The sequence below is a fragment of the Bradyrhizobium sp. B120 genome, from assembly GCF_049075665.1.
GTDB lineage: Bacteria > Pseudomonadota > Alphaproteobacteria > Rhizobiales > Xanthobacteraceae > Bradyrhizobium.
Window position 1 is genome coordinate 3,735,849 of sequence record NZ_CP185242.1, and the last position, 19,455, is coordinate 3,755,303.

Genomic DNA, 19,455 nt, shown 5'->3' on the forward strand with positions numbered 1-19,455 from the left:
GGGACCTTGGCCGTCACCACATCGGATCTAGGCACAGGGACGGCGCTGCCGCCCTTGCGCAGTTTCTTGGACAAATTTCAATTGATCCATCGGAGAGGTCCTATGGCCGGACTCAAGGCCGTTGCAGCCGCTGTGCTGCTCGTGGGAATGACGTTCACGCCAGTCTCGGCCCAGATGTCGGAGCCGGCGCTTTTCGACGCGCAGAATCCGGGGCGGAGCGCGATCAACGGCGGCGCCCTGACGCCGTGGGGCGAGGCCCAGCAGGCGGCGCAGCGCGGCGGCAACCCGGCGAATGCCTATGGGGCCATACCGGCGGCGCCGTCCTCGTCTTGCGCACGCTACCATTCGTTCGATCCTGCGTCCGGCACCTTCCTTGGCCGCGACGGTCGCCGCCATTCCTGCCAATAGGGCCCTGCGCCGCGCTTGGCCGTCGTTCTTGGCGGTGGATAAGCGCGTCGGGCGCTGCGCTGCGCCCGAACGCCCGGACGTCGGGCGCGTTATAGTCCGCTGATCGTGTCGGGCCCCGCCGGGCCCGAGCGGCGGAGGGCAGCTGGCGTGACAGACACCCTGGCCGGTTTCTGGGACCGAAAGTCGACCGCGGAGTTGCTGCGGGAAGCGGCGCGTGCCGATGGCGATGCGGAGACGCCGGTCTTCAAGCGCTCGCTCTCGGCGTTGCAGCTGGTGACGCTCGGCATCGGCGGCATCATCGGTGCCGGCATCTTCGTGCTGACGGGGCATGCGGCGGCCGCCAATGCCGGACCCGCCGTCACGCTTTCCTTCCTGCTTGGCGCCGTCGCCTGCGCCTTCGCCGGCCTGTGCTACGCCGAGATGGCGTCGACGGTGCCGATCTGCGGCAGCGCCTACACGTACGCTTATGCCACGCTCGGCGAGCTGATCGCCTGGATCATCGGCTGGGACCTGATCCTCGAATATGCGGTCGGCGCGATCGCGGTCTCGGTCGGATGGTCCGGCTATTTCGTCAGCTTCATGCGCGATTTCGGCATCAACCTGCCGCAGCAATTCACCTCGGCGCCGCTCGCCTACGACGCCAACAGCGGTGCGTGGTCGTCGACCGGCGCGGTCATCAACATCCCGGCGATGGCGATCATCGCTTTCGTCACCGCGCTGCTCGTGGTCGGCATCCGCGAGTCCGCGCGCTTCACCAGCTTCGTCGTCGTGGTCAAGCTCGTCGTCATCGCATTGTTTCTCGCCGCCGCAGCCTCTTCGGTATCGCTGGCGAACTGGGTGACGGCGGGCAATCCGTCAGGCGCGCTGATCCCGCCGAACGCCGGTCCCGGTGCATTCGGCTGGTCCGGCGTGGTCCGCGGCGCGGCGGTGGTGTTCTTCGCCTATATCGGCTTCGACGCGATCTCGACCGCCGCGCAGGAGGCGAAGACGCCAGAGCGCGACATGCCGATCGGCATTCTCGGCTCGCTCGTCATCTGCGCCGCGCTCTATGTCGCGGTCGGCTTCGTGCTGACCGGCATCGTACCGTACGACAAGCTCAGCGTGCCCGATCCGATTGCCGTCGGCATCGATGCGGTCGGGATCGGCTGGCTCGGTCCCTTCATCAAGCTCGGCATCCTGTTCGGGCTGACGTCGGTGATCCTCATCATGCTGCTGGCCCAGCCGCGGATCTTCCGCGCCATGGCGCATGACGGGCTGCTGCCGGGCATCGCCGCAAGAATCCATCCGCGCTTCCAGACGCCCTATGTCTCGACCATCTTTGCCGGCAGCGTCGCTGCAATTCTCGGCGGGCTGCTGCCGATCGGGCTGGTCGGAGAGCTCGTCTCGATCGGCACGTTGTTCGCATTCACCGTGGTCTCGATCGGAACGCTGGTGCTGCGTCTGCGCGATCCGGACTTGCCGCGTCCGTTCAAGGCGCCTGCGATCTGGCTGGTGGCGCCAGCTGCCGCGGGAACGTCGCTGTTCCTGATGTTCGGCCTGCCGCTCGACACCTGGATCAGGCTCGCGGTGTGGCTCGTGATCGGGCTCGTGATCTATGCGGCCTACGGCCGACGCCACAGCCGGCTGCGGGCGAGGGGCGGGGTGTAAGCGCGGCGAGGATTCGCCTTGTGCGGGATACTGCAAGCCCGTCTCCGCCAAGAATCTCTCGTGAGACTGTCGTCCCTGCGATAGCAGGGACCCATACGCCGCGGCGGGTGTTGTGGATGGGATTCGTTATTCCAGCGTAGCAAACCGATCAACATTCGTGGTTATGGGTCCCTGCTTTCGCAGGGGCGACACCGAATATGTTGCGGCATTGAAAGTCAAACGTCCGCGGCCGGGTTCACTCGATCGCGTGTAGCGCGCGGCGGATCGCTGCGAAGATCGCCTCGATCTTGTTCTCGGTCATGATTAGGGGCGGTGAGATCAATGTATCGGCGGCGCGCGCGTAGGGCCGATGGGAAGTCAAGCCCGTTGCGGCGCGCGACGAGCCTATAGTGCGCGGGCGCGCGGCCTGCTACACTTGCTCGCTCCGATAGAAGGAACATACGCCGCACCCAAACGGCGCAATCGGGGGAACTCCAATGCGAAATCCACAAACGGGCGCGCGATGGATGGTCGCGGCCATTGTCGCGATCGGCCTCACGACGTCAGCTCCTGGCCACGCCGCGTCGGTTGCGCCGGTCGCCGCCGAGAACGGCATGGTGGTATCCGCGCAGCATCTCGCGACGCAGGTCGGCATCGAGGTGTTGAAGCGGGGCGGCAACGCGGTCGACGCCGCGGTTGCGGTCGGTTACGCGCTCGCGGTGGCCTATCCCGCCGCCGGCAATCTCGGTGGCGGCGGGTTCATGACCATCCAGCTTGCCGACGGCCGCAAGACCTTCCTCGACTTCCGCGAGACGGCGCCGAAGGGCGTCACCGCCAACATGTATCTCGACAAGGACGGCAACGTCGTTCCCGGCCTGTCGACCAAGGGGCATCTCGCGGTCGGCGTGCCGGGCTCGGTGGCCGGCATGGAATATGCGCGCGAGAAATACGGCACGATGAAACGCGCGGACGTCATCGCGCCGGCGCTGCAGCTCGCCGAGGACGGCTTCGTGCTCGACCAGGGCGACGTCAGCATGCTGCAGACCTCGACCAAGGACTTTCAGGACGATCCGGCCTCGGGCGCGATCTTCCTCAACAACGGCAAGCCGTTCCAGGTCGGCGAGCGGCTGACGCAGCACGAGCTCGCTGAAACGCTGCGCGAGATCAGCAAGCGCGGCACCGACGGATTCTACAAGGGCTGGGTGGGGGCGGCGATCGTCGCCTCGAGCCAGGCCGGCAAGGGCCTGCTCACGCAGGAGGATCTCGACGATTACAAGGTTCGCGAGCTCGCGCCGGTCGAATGCGACTATCGCGGCTACCACGTGGTCTCGGCGCCGCCGCCGAGCTCGGGTGGCGTGGTGATCTGCGAGATCCTGAACATCCTCGAGGGCTACCCGCTGAAGGAGCTCGGCTACCATTCCGCGCAGGCGGTGCACTACCAGATCGAGGCGATGCGCCACGCTTATGTCGATCGCAACAGCTATCTCGGCGACCCTGACTTCGTGAAGAATCCGCTCGAGCGTTTGCTCGACAAGAACTACGCCGCGAAGATCCGCGCCGTGATCGACCCGGCCAAGGCAGGCGTCTCCAAGGACATCAAGCCAGGCGTTCCGCCGCACGAGGGCAGCAACACCACGCACTATTCGATTGCCGACAAGGACGGCAACGCGGTGTCGGTGACCTACACGCTCAACGACTGGTTCGGCGCCAAGGTGACCGCGGCCAAGACCGGCGTGCTGCTGAACGACGAGATGGACGACTTCACCGCCAAGGTCGGCGTGCCGAACCTCTACGGCCTGGTGCAGGGGGAGGCCAATTCCATCGTCCCGGGCAAGCGTCCGCTATCCTCGATGAGCCCGACCATCGTCACCAGGGACGGCAAGCCGGTCATGGTGGTGGGGACTCCGGGCGGCAGCCGCATCATCACCGCCGTGCTGCTGACGATGATCAACGCCATCGACTACGGCATGAACGCGCAGGAAGCCGTGGACATGCCGCGCTTCCACCAGCAATGGCTTCCGGAGGCGACCAACCTCGAGGACTTCACGCTATCGCCGGACACGCGGAAGATCTTGGAAGGCATGGGCCACAAGTTCGGGCCGCCACAGCCTGCCAATCACCTCGCGGTCATCATCGTCGGGGCGCCGTCGCTGGACGGCAAGCCGGTCGGCAGCAACCGCTTCTATGGGGCGAACGATCCACGCCGCAATTCGGGGCTTGCCGCCGGCTACTGATTGCCGTCGCGCGCTCGCGTGGAGACGGCCGAGCAGGGAGCACCGTTTGCAAAACCGGTGGTGGGTCAGGCGACGGCCGTCGACCTGCCGTCGTCGTGCCCGCTCGTGAGCAGCAGGCGCCGGCGGATCGCATCCTCGACCAGGGCCAACGATTGCCTGGCTTCACGCGCCTCGGCTTCGGCGGCCTGGGCCCGGAACTCGGCGGCGTCGAGCTGCTCCTGCTGGGACTCGATACGCCGCCGGGCCTCCTCGAGCGCCCGGGACGCATCCCTCAGCTTGCGCTCGGTGGCGGCGATGATTTCGAGCTGCGCCTGTTCGGCAGCCTCGGCGCGCGCTTCGCCGGCGCGGGCCCGGTCCTCGATGCTGCGGAACAGATCCGCCGCCTGATAGACCAGGTCCAAGGCTTCGGTGCCCATCGCCGATGAGGGAGGTCTCGGAAATCCGAGGACATTCGGGTCGGCCGCAAAAGGCCGTCTAAATCCGCGCAGTGCCATGCAAACCAGCCCTCGCGAGTCGCGTGTATGACAACAACTTGCGGTAGTTATGGTTAACAAACCATTAATCCTGTCCGCCCGCCGGCACTGTCCACCGGTTTCTGACGACACAGCACCTCGAACGGCAGCCGGGTAGTGCAAGCGCCCGGTCCGGCCTGCGCTTTTCTTTCGCTACCGGCTCACCGCGCAAGCGCAGCGCTTGGGGACCGGTGCGCCGTCGGCCGAGCGCGCCGGCGAATCGAGGGACGGAGGGCTTGAGGTCGATGCGGTCCTGCGGGGCGTCCGAAGGGCGGGGAGAGGCTGATTTGGCTGCGCGCGCGAGCCGGGCTCTATGGCATAAGTTTGACGCCTGGCGCGCTTTAATTCTCCTGTGTTGAATTGCAGGTCCATGGTGCGACCGATATACCGGGCGGCCTAAGTGGCACGCAGCGCACTCAGAACGAGCGACGTATTCGCCACGGAAAATCTGGTCGATGAAATTTCTGTTGCGGTTCTTCGGGTTCCTGTTCACCGCAGGAACCATCCTGTTCCTGGCTGGTCTCGCCGCGGTCGCAGGGCTGTTCTGGCATTTTTCCAAGGACCTGCCCGACTATTCGCAGCTCCAGAACTACGAGCCGCCGGTGATGACCCGCGTGCACGCGGCCGACGGATCGCTGCTGGGCGAATTCGCCAAGGAGCGCCGACTCTATCTGCCGATCCAGGCCGTGCCGAAGCTCGTGATCAACGCGTTCCTCGCGGCCGAGGACAAGAATTTCTACGAGCACGGCGGCATCGACTATACCGGCATGGCGCGCGCCGGCGTCTCCTACATCCAGAACTTCGGCTCCAACCGCCGTCCGCAGGGTGCTTCCACGATCACCCAGCAGGTCGCCAAGAACTTCCTGTTGACCAACGAGGTGTCGTTCACCCGCAAGATCAAGGAAGCCCTGCTGGCGATGCGCATCGAGCGGGCCTATTCCAAGGACAAGATCCTCGAGCTCTATCTCAACGAAATCTACCTCGGCCTGGGCGCCTACGGCATCGCGGCGGCGTCGCTGGTCTATTTCGACAAGTCGGTCAACGAACTGACGGTCTCGGAAGCGGCCTATCTGGCGGCGTTGCCGAAAATGCCGGCCAGCCTGCATCCGGTGCGCAACCGTGCGCGCGCCATCGAGCGGCGCAACTACGTGATCGACCGCCTCCAAGAGAACGGCTGGATCACCGCTGCCGACGCCGACAAGGCGCGCAAGGATCCGCTGACCGTCACCAACCGCAGCAACGGCGCGCACACCTTCGCCGGTGAATATTTCTCCGAAGAGGTCCGCCGTGACATCTTCGAGCGCTACGGCGAGAAGAAGCTCTATGAAGGCGGCCTGTCGGTGCGCACCACGCTCGACCCCAAGGTCCAGGTGATGGCGCGTAAGGCCATGGTGGCGGGGCTCGTGAACTATGACGAGCAGCAGGGCTATCGCGGCGCGATCCAGAAGCTCGACCTCACCAGCGACTGGGGCGTCCCGCTCGCCGAGATCAAGTCGCTCTCGGACATCTCGCCGTGGCGGATGGCGGTGGTGCTGGAGAGCAACGACCAGTCGGCGCGGATCGGCTTCCAGCCGGGCCGCGAGCTTGGCGGCGCCGTCAGCAAGCAGCGCGAGACCGGCATCATCACGATGGACGGCGTGCGCTGGGCCAGGACCAAGGGCAAGACGCCGACCGCGGTCTCGCAGGTGCTGCAGCCCGGCGACGTGATCTACGCCGACCCGCTGTTCAAGGACGGCAAGGCCGTCGAAGGCCAGTACCGGCTGCGCCAGATCCCCGAACTGTCGGGCGCGATGGTGGCGATGGATCCGCACACCGGACGTGTGCTCGCGATGGTCGGCGGCTTCTCATTCGACCAGAGCCAGTTCAACCGCGCGACGCAGGCCTATCGGCAGCCCGGCTCGACCTTCAAGCCGATCGTCTATTCGACGGCGCTCGACAATGGCTACACCGGATCGACCGTGATGATCGACGGCCCGATCGAGATCGACCAGGGGCAGGGCAATATCTGGCGGCCGGAAAACTTCTCCACCGGCAAATATCAGGGCCAGGTCACGCTGCGCAACGCGCTGCGCCTGTCGCTCAACACCGTGACGGTGCGGCTGGCGCAGGAAATCGGCATGCCTGTGATCGGCGAGTATGCCAAGCGCTTCGGCGTCTATGACGAGCTGCCGAACTATCTCGCCTATGCGCTCGGCGCCGGCGAGACCACGGTGATGCGGATGGCCACGGCCTATTCGATGATCGCCAATGGCGGCGTCCGCGTGAAGCCGACCCTGATCGACCGCATCCAGGACCGCTACGGCCACACCATCTTCCGGCACGACCAGCGCGACTGCCGCGGCTGCGACGCGCCGGAAGGCTGGAAGAACCAGCCCGAGCCGCAGCTCGTCGACCGCCGTGAGCGGGTGCTCGATGCGATGACCGCCTACCAGATCACCTCGCTGATGGAGGGCGTGATTCAGGCCGGTACCGGCACCGCGCTGAAGGACGTCGGCAAGCCGCTCGCCGGCAAGACCGGCACCTCGAACGAGGCCAAGGACCTCTGGTTCGTCGGCTTCTCGCCGGACCTCGTGGTCGGTCTCTATGTCGGCTACGACAAGCCGCGCTCGCTCGGCCGCAACGCGCAGGCCGGCCACACCGCGGCGCCGATCGCGCGCGACTTCCTGAAGCTCGCGCTGGCCGACAAGCCCGCCACCCCGTTCAAGCAGCCGGTCGGCATCCGGCTGGTGCTGGTCGATGCCAAGACCGGCCTGCGCGCCACGCCTGGTCAGAACCGGGGCGCCGTGCTCGAAGCCTTCAAGCCGGGCCAGGCTCCGCCATATTATGATCCGACGCTGGTCGCCGGCACCGACGTGATCGACGGGACCCAGCAGGCAATCCCGCCGGACGCGGGCCGTGCGGTCATGCAGTCTAGTCCAAGCGGGCTGTATTGAACCCCGTCGCAGGGAACTGAATCCATTCAGTCTCGTGCACCGCCGCGGCAACGTGGCGGTGCGGCGCTTTGTTCAGGGCGCATCACGCCGCCGTGGTTGAACGTGCCGCTCGCGGCGCCGACCCAAATAGAGACCTCGACCGGAGACGTTTCCTTCGCGTCCGCGCGTGTTGAGCCGTGGATCGCGATGATCAAGGCGCTGCTTGTCGTAGTAAGGCTGATCTGGACCGTTCTCGTGGTTGGGGCCGCAACCCTGATTGGCGCGGTCCTTGGATGGGCGTGGCACGGCTGGATTGGTGCCATCGCGCTCGGCACTGCAGGATTTGGCCTTGGAGCCCTGCTTGCGGCCTGCCCCGAAGTGCTGCTTGAACTGCTCGCTGAAATGTAACGCCACTGGCCGAACGCTGATCGCTCGTCCTGGCCGCGATTTTCACGCCCATTCCCCGCCATCAATGCTTGCCAAGCGTGGGACCAAGCAGGTAGAAGGTCGCACTCGCGCGGGCGCTGATTTGGCAGGCGAACCCGCTGCACCGAGATGTCCAGTCATCCAACTAAGTTGTTGATACCACGGACAATTCTTGGGGAATGGTGTAACGGTAGCACAACAGACTCTGACTCTGTTTGTCTTGGTTCGAATCCAGGTTCCCCAGCCAATCTGCCTCGGTGGCGCGATCATCCTCCAAATCCCGATGACTTGCCGGGCCCGGCTGCGCCTGATGCGGGACCGGTCGTGACGCGATGCGTAACGTCACGGCATCGAGGGTGGATCAGCGCGGCGTAATCCACCATGGTCTCGCGACTGTGGTGCAGCCTGTTGCGACAGAGGTTTAAGGTGATGGACGAAATTCTTTATGCCCGCGAGCCGTCGATCGGCGTCGACGAGTTCATCGAGGTGCTGCGCCAGTCGGGCCTCGGCGAGCGGCGGCCGCTGGCGGATGCCGACCGCATGGCGCGCATGATCGCCAATGCGAACCTGATCGTGACGGCGCGGAAGGCGCACCGGCTCGTCGGCGTCTCGCGCGCGCTGACCGATTTCGCCTATTGCTGCTATTTGTCGGACCTTGCGGTCGATCGAGACTTTCAGGGGCATGGCATCGGCAAGCGCCTGATCGCGGAAACCCGGCGCCACGCCGGACCTGAATCGATGTGCCTGTTGCTGTCGGCGCCCGACTCGATCGGGTTCTACAAGTCCATCGGCATGCCGCAGTCGGACAACGCGTTTCTCTACAAGCGCGAGCGATAGCGCTAGGGCTGCCTGCGCCGACCTACTTGATCTTGTCGTACACCGTCGCGAAGTCTGCGAGCGGCATCGGGATGCTGATGGTTTCCTTGCCGAGATTCTGGAACGACACCTTGAGCTGCTTGCCTGTCTTCAGCTGGGTCAGGACGTCGGCCGCGATCGGCGCATTGATGTAGCAGCCGCGCGCCTCGCAGGTCTGGATCGGCACATCGACGGCCTTGCCGTCGTCGACCTGCAGCTTGGCGCCGACGGGCAGGTTCAACCCGAGCGGAAGCTGGATCAGCGCAACTGGCGCGCGGGTGTCGCCGGGAACGCGGATATTGACCAGCACGATGAGCTGGCCGGTCTTGGTGAGTACCGCGGTCTGCTCCATCGCGCATTCGAGCGGCGCGTCGCGGCTCGCGCTGGTGCAGCGCGCGACCCAGCCCGAATTGTTGGGGGATGCGGCATCGGCTTGCGGAGCGGCGGGAGCAGCTGTCGGAACGGGCGCGGGCGCGTTCTTGCCCTTGGGGGCCTGGGCGTGGCCGAGGCCGGCCAGGCCGAACGCGGTGAACAGGACGAAGAGCGACTTTGCGACAATCTTCACGGTACCGGCTCCGAAATGAACATCTTTCGGGTGTGCCGGTATGCGGGCAAAAGTCAAGTCACTCGGCGGCCTGCTTGACCGACCGATCCTCGCCATCGTCGGCATCGTGGTCGGCGCGCGGCGAGCGGCCCCAATTCGCAAACGCGTTGGAGAGCCGGTCGAGATAGAGATAAACCACCGGCGTCGTGAACAATGTCAGCGCCTGGCTGACGATCAGGCCGCCGACCATCGCGTAGCCGAGCGGCTGGCGGATTTCGGAGCCGGTGCCGGTGCCGAGCATCAGCGGCACGCCGCCGAGCATCGCGGCCATCGTCGTCATCATGATCGGGCGGAAGCGGAGCAGGGCGGCCTGGCGGATCGCCGCCACCGGCTCCATGTGCTGATCGCGCTCCGCGGCGATCGCGAAGTCGACCATCATGATGCCGTTCTTCTTCACGATGCCGATCAGCAGGATGATGCCGATCAGCGCGATCAGCGAGAAGTCGAAGCCGGCGGCCATCAGGATCGCCAGCGCGCCGACGCCGGCCGAGGGCAGCGTCGACAGAATGGTGATCGGATGGATGTAGCTCTCGTAGAGAATGCCGAGGATCAGGTAGACGACCACGAGCGCCGCCAGGATCAACAGCGGCACGGTCGACAGCGATTGCTGGAACGCCTGCGCGGTGCCCTGGAAGCTTGAGCTCAGGGTCGGCGGCGCGCCAAGGTCGATCATTGCCTTCTGCACCGCATCCGTCGCCTGGCCGAGCGCGACACCCTGTGCCAGGTTGAACGAGATGGTGATCGCCGGGAACTGGCCCTGGTGGCTGATCGACAGCGGCCGCACCGGAACGGTGGTCCATTTCGCAAAGGTCGAGAGCGGCACCTGTTCGCCGGTCAGCGGCGACTTGATGTAGATGTTGTTGAGCGTGTCGATCGAGCCCTGCAGCTCCGGCAGCACCTCGAGGATGACGTGGTAGCTGTTGAGCTGGGTGAAGTACTGCGTCACCTGGCGCTGGCCGAACGCGTCATAGAGCGTGTCGTCGATCAGCTGCGGCTGAATGCCATAGCGCGAGGCGGTGTCGCGGTTGATCTTGAGCTCGACCGTGGTGCCGTTGGTCTGCTGGTCGGTGGCGACGTCGCGCAGCTGTGGCAGCGTCTGCATCTTGCCGAGGATCTTCGGCGCCCATTCGTTCAGCTCGGCGAGGTTGGCATCCTGCAGCGTGAACTCGAACTGGGTGCGGGTCGGGCGGCCGCCGAGGCGAACGTCCTGCGCGGCCTGCATGAACAGCCGGGCACCGAGCACCTTCTCCAGCTTCGGCCGCAGGCGGGCGATGATCTGCTGCGCGTTGGCATCGCGCTCGTTCAGCGGCTTGAGCGTGATGAACATGTTGCCGTTGTTGCCGGCTCGGCCGCTGCCGCCGATCGCCATCGCCACCGTCGCCACGCCGGGATCCTGCATGACGATCTTGCTGAGCTGCTCCTGCTTCCCCTTCATCTCAGCGAACGAGATGTCCTGGCTGGCCTCCGAGGTCGCGGTGATCAGGCCGACGTCCTGCTGCGGGAAGAAGCCCTTCGGGATGATGACGAACATGTAGATCGACAGCGCCAGCGTCGCGAAGAAGATCATCAGAGTCGTGAACTTCCAGCGCAGCGCGAGGTCGAGCCCGCTCTGATAGCCGCGCAGCATGGCGTCGAACCCGCGCTCGCTGAGCTTGTAGAGACGACCGTGCCGTTCCTCATTGTGGGCGCGCAGGAAGCGCGAGGCCATCATCGGCGTCAGCGTCAGCGACACGAACATCGAGACGAAGATGGTCATCGCCAGCACCACCGCGAATTCGCGGAACAGGCGGCCGATGATGCCGCCCATCAGCAGCAGCGGGATCAGCACCGCGACCAGCGAGATGCTGATCGAGACGATGGTGAAGCCGATTTCCTTGGAACCCTTGAAGGCGGCGGCCATCGGCCGCTCGCCTTCCTCGATGTAGCGGCTGATGTTCTCCAGCATCACGATGGCGTCGTCGACCACGAAGCCGACCGCGATCGTCAGCGCCATCAGCGACAGATTGTCGAGCGTGTAGCCGAATATCCACATCAGCGCGCAGGCGCCCAGCAGCGCCAGGGGCACGGTCACCGCCGGGATGACGGTGGCCCAGAAGCTGCGCAGGAAGGCAAAGATCACCATCACGACCAGGAAGATGGTCAGGAGCAGGGTGAACTGGACGTCCTCCACCGCGGCGCGAATCGTGGTCGTGCGGTCGCTGATGACCTCGATCTTGACCGCCGGCGGAATTGCCGCCACCAGCCGGGGCAGCGCCGCCTTGATCTTGTCGACAGTGTCGATGACGTTGGCGCCGGGCTGCTTGAAGACGACGAGGAACACACCGCGCTTGCCGTTGGCCCAGGCGGCCTGCTTGGCATCCTCAGGTCCGGTCACGGCCTTGCCGATGTCACGGATGCGCAGCGGCCCGCCATTGCGGTAGGCGATGATGACGTCGTTCCACGGGTCCGCCGTGAGCAACTGGTCGTTGGCGTAGATGGTGTAGGCGCGGGTGGCGCCGTCGATATTGCCCTTGGGGCTGTCGACAGTTGCGATGTTGATCGCGGCGCGGACGTCCTCCAGCGACAGGCCCTTCGCGACCAGCTTGGCCGGGTCGATCTGGACGCGAACCGACGGCTTCTGCTGGCCGCCGATGATGACCTGCGCGACGCCGGAAATCTGGCTGATCTGCTGGGCAAGCTGGGCGTCGACGGAATCGCTGACCGTGGTCAGCGGCAGCGTGTCCGATGTCGCCGACAGCAGCATGATCGGCGCGTCCGCCGGGTTGACCTTGCGATAGGTCGGCGGCGAGGGAAGGTTTTTCGGCAACTGGCCGCTGGCGGCGTTGATGGCGGCCTGCACGTCGTTGGCGGCGCCGTCGATTGAGCGGTTGAGGTCGAACTGGATCGTGACCGACGCCGTTCCCAGATAGCTCGTCGAGGTCATCTGCGCGATGCCGGGGATCTGCGCGAACTGGCGCTCCAGCGGCTGGGCGACCGAACTCGCCATGGTCTCCGGGCTGCCGCCCGGCAGCGTCGCGGTGATCTGGATGGTCGGGAAGTCGACCTGCGGCAGCGGCGCGACCGGCAGCAGCGGATAGGCGACAAGGCCGACGAACAGGATGCCGGCCATCAGCAGCGAGGTGCCGATGGGGAAGCGAATGAATGGTGCGGAAATTCCGTCGCTCATTCCTGCGTAACCTTCGACTGGGACTGGTCCGTGCTCGCCACCGCCGTCGTCACCAGGGTCCCCGGCGAGACCTTGTACTGGCCCGCGGTGATCACCTGCTGTCCCGGCGACAAGCCATCCTCGATCACCGACTTGCCGTCGATCGACTGGCTGACCTTGAGCTTGCGAAGCTCGGCCTTGTTCTCCTGATTGACTGAATACGCGTACAGGCCTTCGGTGCCATGCTGCACCGCGTCATCCGGGACGACGGTGGCATCCTTCAAGGTTCTGACCAGAAGCCGGGTCGAGACCGACTGGCCCGGCCACAGTGCATGGTCCTTGTTATCAAACACCGCCTTCAGCCGGACAGTCCCGCTCGTGGTGTCGACCTGATTGTTGATCAGCGCCAGGGTTCCGGTGGACAGCACCCGCTTGCCGTCGGTGGTCAGGGCAATCGTCTTGGGCGGCGCCACCGCCAGTGCCGCCTTGATATCTGGCAGCTGGTCTTCCGGCGCGGTGAAGATCACCGTGATCGGCTCGATCTGGGTGATCGTCACGATGCCGGTCGCCGCCGAGGCGTTGACGATGTTGCCGACATCGACCAGTCGCAGGCCGACGATCCCGTCGATCGGCGACTTCACGGTGGCGTAGTCGACCTGGGTCTGGGCATTGAAGATGGCAGCGTCGTCGGCCGCGATCTGGGCCGTGAGCTGGGCCACGGTGGAGCGCTGGGTGTCGAGCTGCTGGCGCGTCGCGAACTCGCCGAGCTTGGTGTAGCGCTGCAGGTCGAGATTGGCGTTGGCGATATTGGCCTCGTCCTGCGCCTTCTTGGCCTTGGCCTGGTCGAGCGTCGCCTGATAGGGCCGCGGATCGATCTCGACCAGCGTGTCGCCCGCCTTGACGAACTGGCCTTCCTTGAACGCGATCCTGGTGATTTGGCCGTCGACCCGGGTGCGGACCTGGACGGTGTTGAATGCCTGCACCGTGCCGAGGCCGGTCAGGTAGACCGGGAAGTCGGCCTTCTCGACCGGCGCGATCTTGACCGGCACAGCCGGGCGCTGGGCGGAACGCTTTTGCGCGGCTTCTGCCGCCAGCTGATTGTCCGTGTGCTTCTGCCAGCCGAAATAACCGGCCCCGCCGACCGCAGCGATCACTAAAACCCAACCGATGGTGCGTGACTTTGACATGCGGACTCTTGGGTTCAACGTAACAATAAAGGGTGATCGAAACGGTTCACAGAGCTTGCGGATATAATATGCGTGCACTTAATGTGTAAACACACCAAGGCTTGAGAATCCTAAACATTTGGAAAGGTTTAGGCCAGAAACGAGCAGAAATATTCCGTCTGGGAAACCCACCGAGGACCCCTATGTCGCTCGATCTCAAACGCCAGTTCATTGCGCAACTCGTCGAGAGTTCCCGGCTGCTGCGCAACTATATCGATCATCGCGCCAAGGCGCGAGGCACCACGCGGGCACAGTGGATCGTGCTGTTCCGCCTGCGCGAGCAGGAAGGACTGTCCCAGGTCGACCTTGCCGACGTGCTCGAGTTGCAGCCGATCTCGTTGGTGCGGCTGCTTGACCGGCTCGTCGAACACGGTCTGCTCGAACGCCGTCCCGATCCCCGGGATCGCCGCGCCAATCGGCTGTTCCTGACCAAGAGCGGGCGCCGTCTCGTCGACGATCTCGACAGTCTGCGCGATGCGATCGCCGGCGACGTGCTCCGTGACGTATCGGACAAACATGTCGAGAGCGGACTGGCCACGCTGCGCGAGGTCAAGGATCGCATCAAGGCGCTCGGCGAGGATGCCGCGCACATCGCCGCGAAATAGCGCGCGTCTCGTCGCGTCCAGACCTGCTCTTCATCCGTTCACCTGATGCAGCTTACGCGACACGGTTGAAACGCCGCGGGATGTCGTTCATATCGCGCAGCGACGATGCGACAGGATGAGGGCAGCGATGGATGAGTTGAATGGGCGCATGATGGCGTGCCAGATCCTGGTCACCGGGTTGATCGCGCGCGTGGCCAACGAGCAGCGTGACCCGCTGCGTTTTCTCACGGACTTCCGCGACGAGATCAAAGCGGTCGTCGACGGCGTCAATATCGCCGGCCTCGAGAACAGCGACCGCGTGCGGCAGGTCGCGCAACGGACCATCGATGAGCTGTTCTCGCTGATGAAGCCACGAAGCGCCGAGTGATTGGGTAGGTGCGTTGGCACCAATTTAGAACGACTATTAGAACACTTAAAAACTAGAGTTTAGAACGATTTCAAACCACAGATTAGAATCGCTTTGATTTGGGGCGATTCAAGCCAAGTGTGGCGCTGATCGCATTGATAAAAAAAGTCGCGCTCGATAACCGAAAGAGACAGTTCGTCGCACGGTGATTTCGCGAACGGACTTGCTTTTCTGGGGGCGTGCAAGACATGAGCAATGTGAAGGCGCCGAGATCGCTGCGCTTCGATGCGGCGATCGGTTCGGCTGATGATACCGGTTATTCCGCCACGAAGGTCTCCGCTGTCGCGAGCCTGATTGCGGTGGCGTCGTTTTCGGGGGCTGAAGCGCAGCAATCCAACCTGCCGCCGGTGAATGTCGATGCCCCGGTCGCGCGTCCGCGGCCCGTCACGTCAAAGCCCACATCGGACCAGGTCCGCGCCCGCAACGCGCTGCGCCGCGCTGCGCGCCGCAGCAATCAGCAGGCCCAGCAGGCGCCGGTGCCGTTTCCCAACGCCGGCGGTCTTCCCGCTGACCGCGACCGCTACGCGGATCCGGCCGCGCCGTACAAGGGCGACCGTTTGCAGGCATCCGGAAAGTATCCCGAGCCGATCCTGAACACGCCGAAGTCGGTCACGGTGCTGACCAAGGATGTGCTCGAAGACAAGAACGCCACCTCGCTAAAATCGGCGATCCTGTCGACCGCCGGTGTCACGCTCGGCACGGGCGAGGGCGGCAACGCATTCGGCGACCGCTTCTTCATCCGCGGCTTCGACGCGCGCAACGATATCTTCATCGACGGCGTACGCGACGCCGGCGTCAGCGTCCGCGAGAACTTCTTCACCGAGCAGGTCGAGATCCTGCGCGGCCCGGGCTCGTCCTTTGCAGGCCGCGGCACCACCGGCGGCGCGATCAACATCGTCACCAAGCAGGCGACGACGGAGAACAGCTTCTACAACATGGACACCTCGTTCGGCACCGATCGCACCAAGCGGGTGACGCTCGATGTCAACCAGGTGATCAGCCCGACGCTGGCGATCCGCGCCGGCGGCCTGTTCCAGGATGCCGGCGTCGCCGGCCGCAGCTATGTCACCGACAATCGCGACGGCGCATTCGTGGCCGGAACGTGGAAGCCGGTCGATGCGGTGAAGATCAGCGGCAACTACATCCACACCGAGCTCACCGGCATCCCGGACTTCGGCGTGCCGTACTACCGGCCGAGCACCGCGAGCACGGCCGGCGGCCCGTTCCCGGACTTCGGCGTCAACCGCAATAATTTCTACGGCTTCGTCAATCGCGACTTCTTCAGGACCGGGCAGGACATCGGCACGATCAATGCCGAGGTGCAGATCACGCCGGACCTGACGATCAGCAACAAGATCCGGGAATCGCGCTCGACCCAGAACTACATCGGCACGCTGCCGGAATCGCCGACGCTCGCCCCCGGCGCGCCGTTCACGAGCTATACGCTCACGACCAACCCGCAAAGCCGCTACCAGGTCACCGACGTGTTCGCCAACCAGACCGAGGCGACCTACAAGTCGGTGGACGGTCTTGGGTTCAAGCACACCACGACGGCCGGCGTCGAATACGACAACGAGCGGTCTTCGATCGACAGCTACACCGGCCTGGCCTCCGAGATCACGACCGGCACATCGTCGTTCACGGGGAGCGGCTCGCTCTCCGGCGTCAGTGTCTTCAACCCGGTCAACACCAATCAGCCGTTCGGAATCCCGTCGCTCATGGGACGACCGACCAAGATCGGTATCGACACCGTGAGCGGATACGTGATGGATTCCGCCAACTACAACGACTTCGTCATTCTCAATGGCGGCGTCCGTTACGACGACTACAAGATCAACACGTCCGCGTTCGCGACGAATGGCACGCTCGGTCAGCAGTCCGCCGAATTCGGGATGCCGAACTTCAACGTTGGTCTCACGCTGAAGCCGCTGCCGAACGGCAGCGTCTACGCGGCGTACGCGACCTCGTCCAACCCTGTCGGCGCCGAGTTCGACGGCACCAGCACCGCCTATGGCGGCATCAACCCCAACCTTGCCGGCGGCAACACCCAGATCTTCGGGCCGGAAAAGAACAAGGCCATCGAGGTCGGCACCAAGTGGGAGCTGTTTGATCGCCACTTGCTGGTGACGGCGGCGCTGTTCCAGACCGAGAAGGAAAACGCGCGCGAAGCGCAGAACGTCAACAACGCAGCCGCGGCTTCAGCGCTCGGATGCTCCTATCCAACCGGAACGACCGGCAACATCTCCTGTATCACGGCCGGCGCCGCCTATCGCATCCGCGGCATCGATCTCGGCGTCGGCGGCAAGATCACCGACAAATGGAGTGTGTTCGGCGGCCTCGTGCTGATGCAGTCGGAAGTCACGAAGTCGCTGGCACCGCCGGCCAACACGGTTTTGTATGGGACGTCTAACGTCGGCCTGCCGCTCGCCAACGTCGCGCATCAGTCGTTCAGCATGTTGACGAAGTACCAGCTCACCGACATGTGGGAGCTGGGCGGGCAGGCGGTGTATCGCTCGAAGGTCTATGGCGGCACGCTGCTGGCGGCCAACCAGGGCACGTCGATCCCGAGCTACTGGCGCTTCGACGCCTTTGCCGAGGCCAAGATCGACAAGCACTGGACCATGAAGCTGTTCGTCAACAACATCTTCGACAAGCGCTACTACGACGCGCTGTACCAGAGCGCAGCACCGTTCGTGCTGGAAGCGCCGGGACGCGCTGCGTATCTGGTTGTGTCTGCGCGTTACTGACAGAGGCTTCGCGGCACAACATGCTGGTCTGTATTCCCGACGTATTGAGCAAGGCTGATGTGGCGGGCGTCCGCCGCATCATGGATGCCAGCGCTTGGGAGGACGGCCGCTCGACCGCGGGGGCTGCGTCCGCGTTGGTCAAGCGCAACGAGCAGCTGCCGCCCGACAGCGAAGTCGCGCGGCAGCTCGGCAACCGGATCCTGTCGGCGCTGTCGGCAAGCCCGCGCTTCATCTCGGCGGCGATCCCGCTGAGAATCTTTCCACCCTTGTTCAACCGCTATGCCGCCAGCGACGGGCACCATTTCGGCCTGCATGTCGACAATGCAGTGCGGGGCGACAGGCTGACGGGCATGCGGATCCGCACCGACCTGTCGGTCACGCTGTTTTTATCGGAGCCGGAAGACTATGATGGCGGCGAGCTCGTCATCGAGGACCTCTACGGATCCCATGAAATCAAGCTGCCGGCAGGCGATCTCGTCGTTTATCCTGCGTCCAGCTTGCATCTGGTCACGCCGGTCACGCGGGGAGTGCGGGTAGCGTCTTTTTTCTGGCTGCAGAGCATGGTACGGGATGCTCACGCGCGCAGCCTGATCTTTGATCTCGATACTGCGATCCAGGCTCTGGTGGAGCGGCTGGGCCGCGATGACCCTGAAACGGTCAAATTGACCGGGATTTATCACAACCTGATCCGCCACTGGGCTGAAGTGTAACTGATGATGACATTCAAGTTCCCCGCTGCATCCGCCATGATCGCCTCGCTGGCGATGCTGATGCTGGCTGCGCCGTCTTCGGCGCAGCAGCAGACGGCGCCTGCAGCGCAGCCCGCGCCCGTGACCCGAGCCCAGTCCGCACCCGTGGCCCAACCGCCGGCTGCCGCTCCTGCTGCGACCGCCCAGACCGCGCCGGTGGCCCAGCCGGCGCCGCAGGCCCAGGCCGCGCCGGCACCTGCCGCAGCAGCTCCCGCACCGACCGCACTCGATGTGTCGCCGGCCGCGTCTGCGAACGGCGACGGCAAGGTGCTGAAGTCGACCAGCACCGGCCTGCACGAATTGTCGCCGTGGAACATGTTCCTGAACGCCGACATCATCGTGAAGGCGGTGATGCTCGGTCTCGCTTTCGCCTCGCTGGTGACCTGGACGGTGTTCATCGCCAAGATGGTCGAGCTGACCGTGGCGCAGAGCAAGCTGCGCGGCGCGCTCGCCAAGATCGCTGAATCGCGGTCGCTGGCGGAAGCGCAGTTCGCACTTGGCGCCAAGGGCAGCGTGCTGTCGTCGTTCATTGCGGCTGCGATGCGCGAGGGACGCCTGTCGGCGGGCATCTCCAGCGATGCCGGCATCAAGGAGCGCGCCGCATCGAGCTTTGCCGAGATCGTGCGCGCCGAAGCCCGCAAGATCCGCGTCGGCATGGGCCTGCTTGCGACCATCGGCGCGACGTCGCCCTTCGTCGGCCTGTTCGGCACCGTCTGGGGCATCATGAACAGCTTCATCGGCATTTCGAAGTCGCAGACGACGAACCTTGCGGTGGTGGCGCCGGGCATCGCGGAAGCGCTGCTCGCAACCGCGATCGGCCTCGTCGCGGCGATCCCCGCCGTCATCATCTACAACCATTTCTCGCGCGTCACGAAGGTCTATCTCGAGCTCGTCAACCGCGCCTCGGGCGCGGCGGGAAGGCTCCTGTCGCGCGATCTCGATCGCACCCATGGCGAGGTTCCGCGCACCGCGCACCCGCGCGCCGCGGCGGCGGAGTAGG

General features: G+C 64.8%; 16 protein-coding genes and 1 tRNA gene. 12 read left to right on the forward strand and 5 right to left on the reverse strand.

The genetic code is table 11. From position 1 onward, the window contains the following. Positions 1-102 precede the first annotated feature (102 nt). Positions 103-408, forward strand: coding sequence for a BA14K family protein (locus ACOIX3_RS16780; RefSeq protein ID WP_420970938.1), 306 nt, complete (start codon positions 103-105; stop codon positions 406-408). A 159-nt stretch (positions 409-567) separates the two neighbouring features. Beyond that, positions 568-2,055 (forward strand): amino acid permease, encoded by a 1,488-nt coding sequence (locus ACOIX3_RS16785; protein WP_420971745.1) that lies wholly within the window; start codon positions 568-570, stop codon positions 2,053-2,055. 235 nt (positions 2,056-2,290) lie between these two features. Here the strand turns inward: ACOIX3_RS16785 and ACOIX3_RS16790 are convergent, their stop codons facing one another. Then, entirely contained in the window at positions 2,291-2,416 is a 126-nt protein-coding gene (locus ACOIX3_RS16790; RefSeq protein WP_420970939.1) for a hypothetical protein, read from the reverse strand. Positions 2,417-2,561: 145 nt separating this feature from the next. Between ACOIX3_RS16790 and ggt the strand changes: the two genes are divergently transcribed. Continuing rightward, positions 2,562-4,268 carry a gamma-glutamyltransferase gene (ggt, locus tag ACOIX3_RS16795; RefSeq protein ID WP_420970940.1) on the forward strand — a complete coding sequence of 569 codons (1,707 nt, stop codon included), beginning with the start codon at positions 2,562-2,564 and terminating at the stop codon, positions 4,266-4,268. Positions 4,269-4,333: 65 nt separating this feature from the next. Here ggt and ACOIX3_RS16800 read toward each other — a convergent pair whose 3' ends face one another. Beyond that, positions 4,334-4,762, reverse strand: a complete 429-nt coding sequence (locus ACOIX3_RS16800) for a hypothetical protein (protein WP_420970941.1) — start codon at positions 4,760-4,762, stop codon at positions 4,334-4,336. Positions 4,763-5,235: 473 nt separating this feature from the next. Between ACOIX3_RS16800 and ACOIX3_RS16805 the strand changes: the two genes are divergently transcribed. From ACOIX3_RS16805 to ACOIX3_RS16820, 4 genes are all read left to right on the forward strand, one after another. Then, positions 5,236-7,713 (forward strand): penicillin-binding protein 1A, encoded by a 2,478-nt coding sequence (locus tag ACOIX3_RS16805; protein ID WP_420970942.1) that lies wholly within the window; start codon positions 5,236-5,238, stop codon positions 7,711-7,713. Positions 7,714-7,809: 96 nt separating this feature from the next. Continuing rightward, positions 7,810-8,100, forward strand: a complete 291-nt coding sequence (locus ACOIX3_RS16810) for a hypothetical protein (RefSeq protein ID WP_420970944.1) — start codon at positions 7,810-7,812, stop codon at positions 8,098-8,100. Between the two features lie 191 nt (positions 8,101-8,291). Further along, a tRNA-Gln gene (locus ACOIX3_RS16815) sits at positions 8,292-8,365 on the forward strand. Positions 8,366-8,547: 182 nt separating this feature from the next. Then, the gene (locus ACOIX3_RS16820; RefSeq protein WP_420970945.1) at positions 8,548-8,955 is read left to right on the forward strand and encodes a GNAT family N-acetyltransferase; all 408 of its coding nucleotides are present in this window, start codon (positions 8,548-8,550) and stop codon (positions 8,953-8,955) included. A gap of 22 nt (positions 8,956-8,977) precedes the next feature. Here ACOIX3_RS16820 and ACOIX3_RS16825 read toward each other — a convergent pair whose 3' ends face one another. From ACOIX3_RS16825 to ACOIX3_RS16835, 3 genes are read right to left on the reverse strand one after another with little or no spacing between them, the layout of a single operon-like run. Beyond that, the gene (locus ACOIX3_RS16825) at positions 8,978-9,538 is read right to left on the reverse strand and encodes an invasion associated locus B family protein (RefSeq protein WP_420970946.1); all 561 of its coding nucleotides are present in this window, start codon (positions 9,536-9,538) and stop codon (positions 8,978-8,980) included. Between the two features lie 58 nt (positions 9,539-9,596). Continuing rightward, on the reverse strand, positions 9,597-12,743 hold the full coding sequence (locus ACOIX3_RS16830) for an efflux RND transporter permease subunit (RefSeq protein ID WP_420970947.1): 3,147 nt from the start codon (positions 12,741-12,743) through the stop codon (positions 9,597-9,599). Next, positions 12,740-13,909 carry an efflux RND transporter periplasmic adaptor subunit gene (locus tag ACOIX3_RS16835; RefSeq protein WP_420970948.1) on the reverse strand — a complete coding sequence of 390 codons (1,170 nt, stop codon included), beginning with the start codon at positions 13,907-13,909 and terminating at the stop codon, positions 12,740-12,742. Before ACOIX3_RS16835 ends, ACOIX3_RS16830 begins: the two co-directional genes overlap by 4 nt. 182 nt (positions 13,910-14,091) lie before the next feature. Here ACOIX3_RS16835 and ACOIX3_RS16840 point away from each other — a divergent pair, with 182 nt between their 5' ends. The 5 genes from ACOIX3_RS16840 (at position 14,092) to exbB (ending at position 19,454) form a co-directional block, all read left to right on the forward strand. Beyond that, positions 14,092-14,553, forward strand: coding sequence for a MarR family winged helix-turn-helix transcriptional regulator (locus ACOIX3_RS16840; protein ID WP_212315079.1), 462 nt, complete (start codon positions 14,092-14,094; stop codon positions 14,551-14,553). A 127-nt stretch (positions 14,554-14,680) separates the two neighbouring features. Then, a complete protein-coding gene (locus ACOIX3_RS16845; RefSeq protein ID WP_420970949.1) occupies positions 14,681-14,920 on the forward strand; it encodes a hypothetical protein in 240 nt (79 codons plus the stop codon). A 227-nt stretch (positions 14,921-15,147) separates the two neighbouring features. Beyond that, entirely contained in the window at positions 15,148-17,706 is a 2,559-nt protein-coding gene (locus ACOIX3_RS16850; protein WP_420970950.1) for a TonB-dependent receptor, read from the forward strand. A gap of 20 nt (positions 17,707-17,726) precedes the next feature. Then, the gene (locus ACOIX3_RS16855) at positions 17,727-18,416 is read left to right on the forward strand and encodes a Fe2+-dependent dioxygenase (protein WP_420970952.1); all 690 of its coding nucleotides are present in this window, start codon (positions 17,727-17,729) and stop codon (positions 18,414-18,416) included. Between the two features lie 3 nt (positions 18,417-18,419). Further along, positions 18,420-19,454, forward strand: coding sequence for a tonB-system energizer ExbB (gene exbB, locus ACOIX3_RS16860; RefSeq protein ID WP_420970953.1), 1,035 nt, complete (start codon positions 18,420-18,422; stop codon positions 19,452-19,454). Position 19,455 lies beyond the last annotated feature (1 nt).

Excerpts from the sequence above, each read along its gene's own strand:
- ACOIX3_RS16820 (WP_420970945.1), top strand. The coding sequence starts at position 8,548 with ATGGACGAAATTCTTTATGCCCGCGAGCCGTCGATCGGCGTCGACGAG.
- ACOIX3_RS16850 (WP_420970950.1), top strand. The coding sequence starts at position 15,148 with ATGAGCAATGTGAAGGCGCCGAGATCGCTGCGCTTCGATGCGGCGATC.
- ACOIX3_RS16840 (WP_212315079.1), top strand. The coding sequence starts at position 14,092 with ATGTCGCTCGATCTCAAACGCCAGTTCATTGCGCAACTCGTCGAGAGT.
- ACOIX3_RS16800 (WP_420970941.1), bottom strand. The coding sequence starts at position 4,762 with ATGGCACTGCGCGGATTTAGACGGCCTTTTGCGGCCGACCCGAATGTC.
- ACOIX3_RS16805 (WP_420970942.1), top strand. The coding sequence starts at position 5,236 with ATGAAATTTCTGTTGCGGTTCTTCGGGTTCCTGTTCACCGCAGGAACC.
- ACOIX3_RS16830 (WP_420970947.1), bottom strand. The coding sequence starts at position 12,743 with ATGAGCGACGGAATTTCCGCACCATTCATTCGCTTCCCCATCGGCACC.
- ACOIX3_RS16845 (WP_420970949.1), top strand. The coding sequence starts at position 14,681 with ATGGATGAGTTGAATGGGCGCATGATGGCGTGCCAGATCCTGGTCACC.
- ggt (WP_420970940.1), top strand. The coding sequence starts at position 2,562 with ATGGTCGCGGCCATTGTCGCGATCGGCCTCACGACGTCAGCTCCTGGC.
- ACOIX3_RS16855 (WP_420970952.1), top strand. The coding sequence starts at position 17,727 with ATGCTGGTCTGTATTCCCGACGTATTGAGCAAGGCTGATGTGGCGGGC.
- ACOIX3_RS16835 (WP_420970948.1), bottom strand. The coding sequence starts at position 13,909 with ATGTCAAAGTCACGCACCATCGGTTGGGTTTTAGTGATCGCTGCGGTC.
- exbB (WP_420970953.1), top strand. The coding sequence starts at position 18,420 with ATGATGACATTCAAGTTCCCCGCTGCATCCGCCATGATCGCCTCGCTG.
- ACOIX3_RS16780 (WP_420970938.1), top strand. The coding sequence starts at position 103 with ATGGCCGGACTCAAGGCCGTTGCAGCCGCTGTGCTGCTCGTGGGAATG.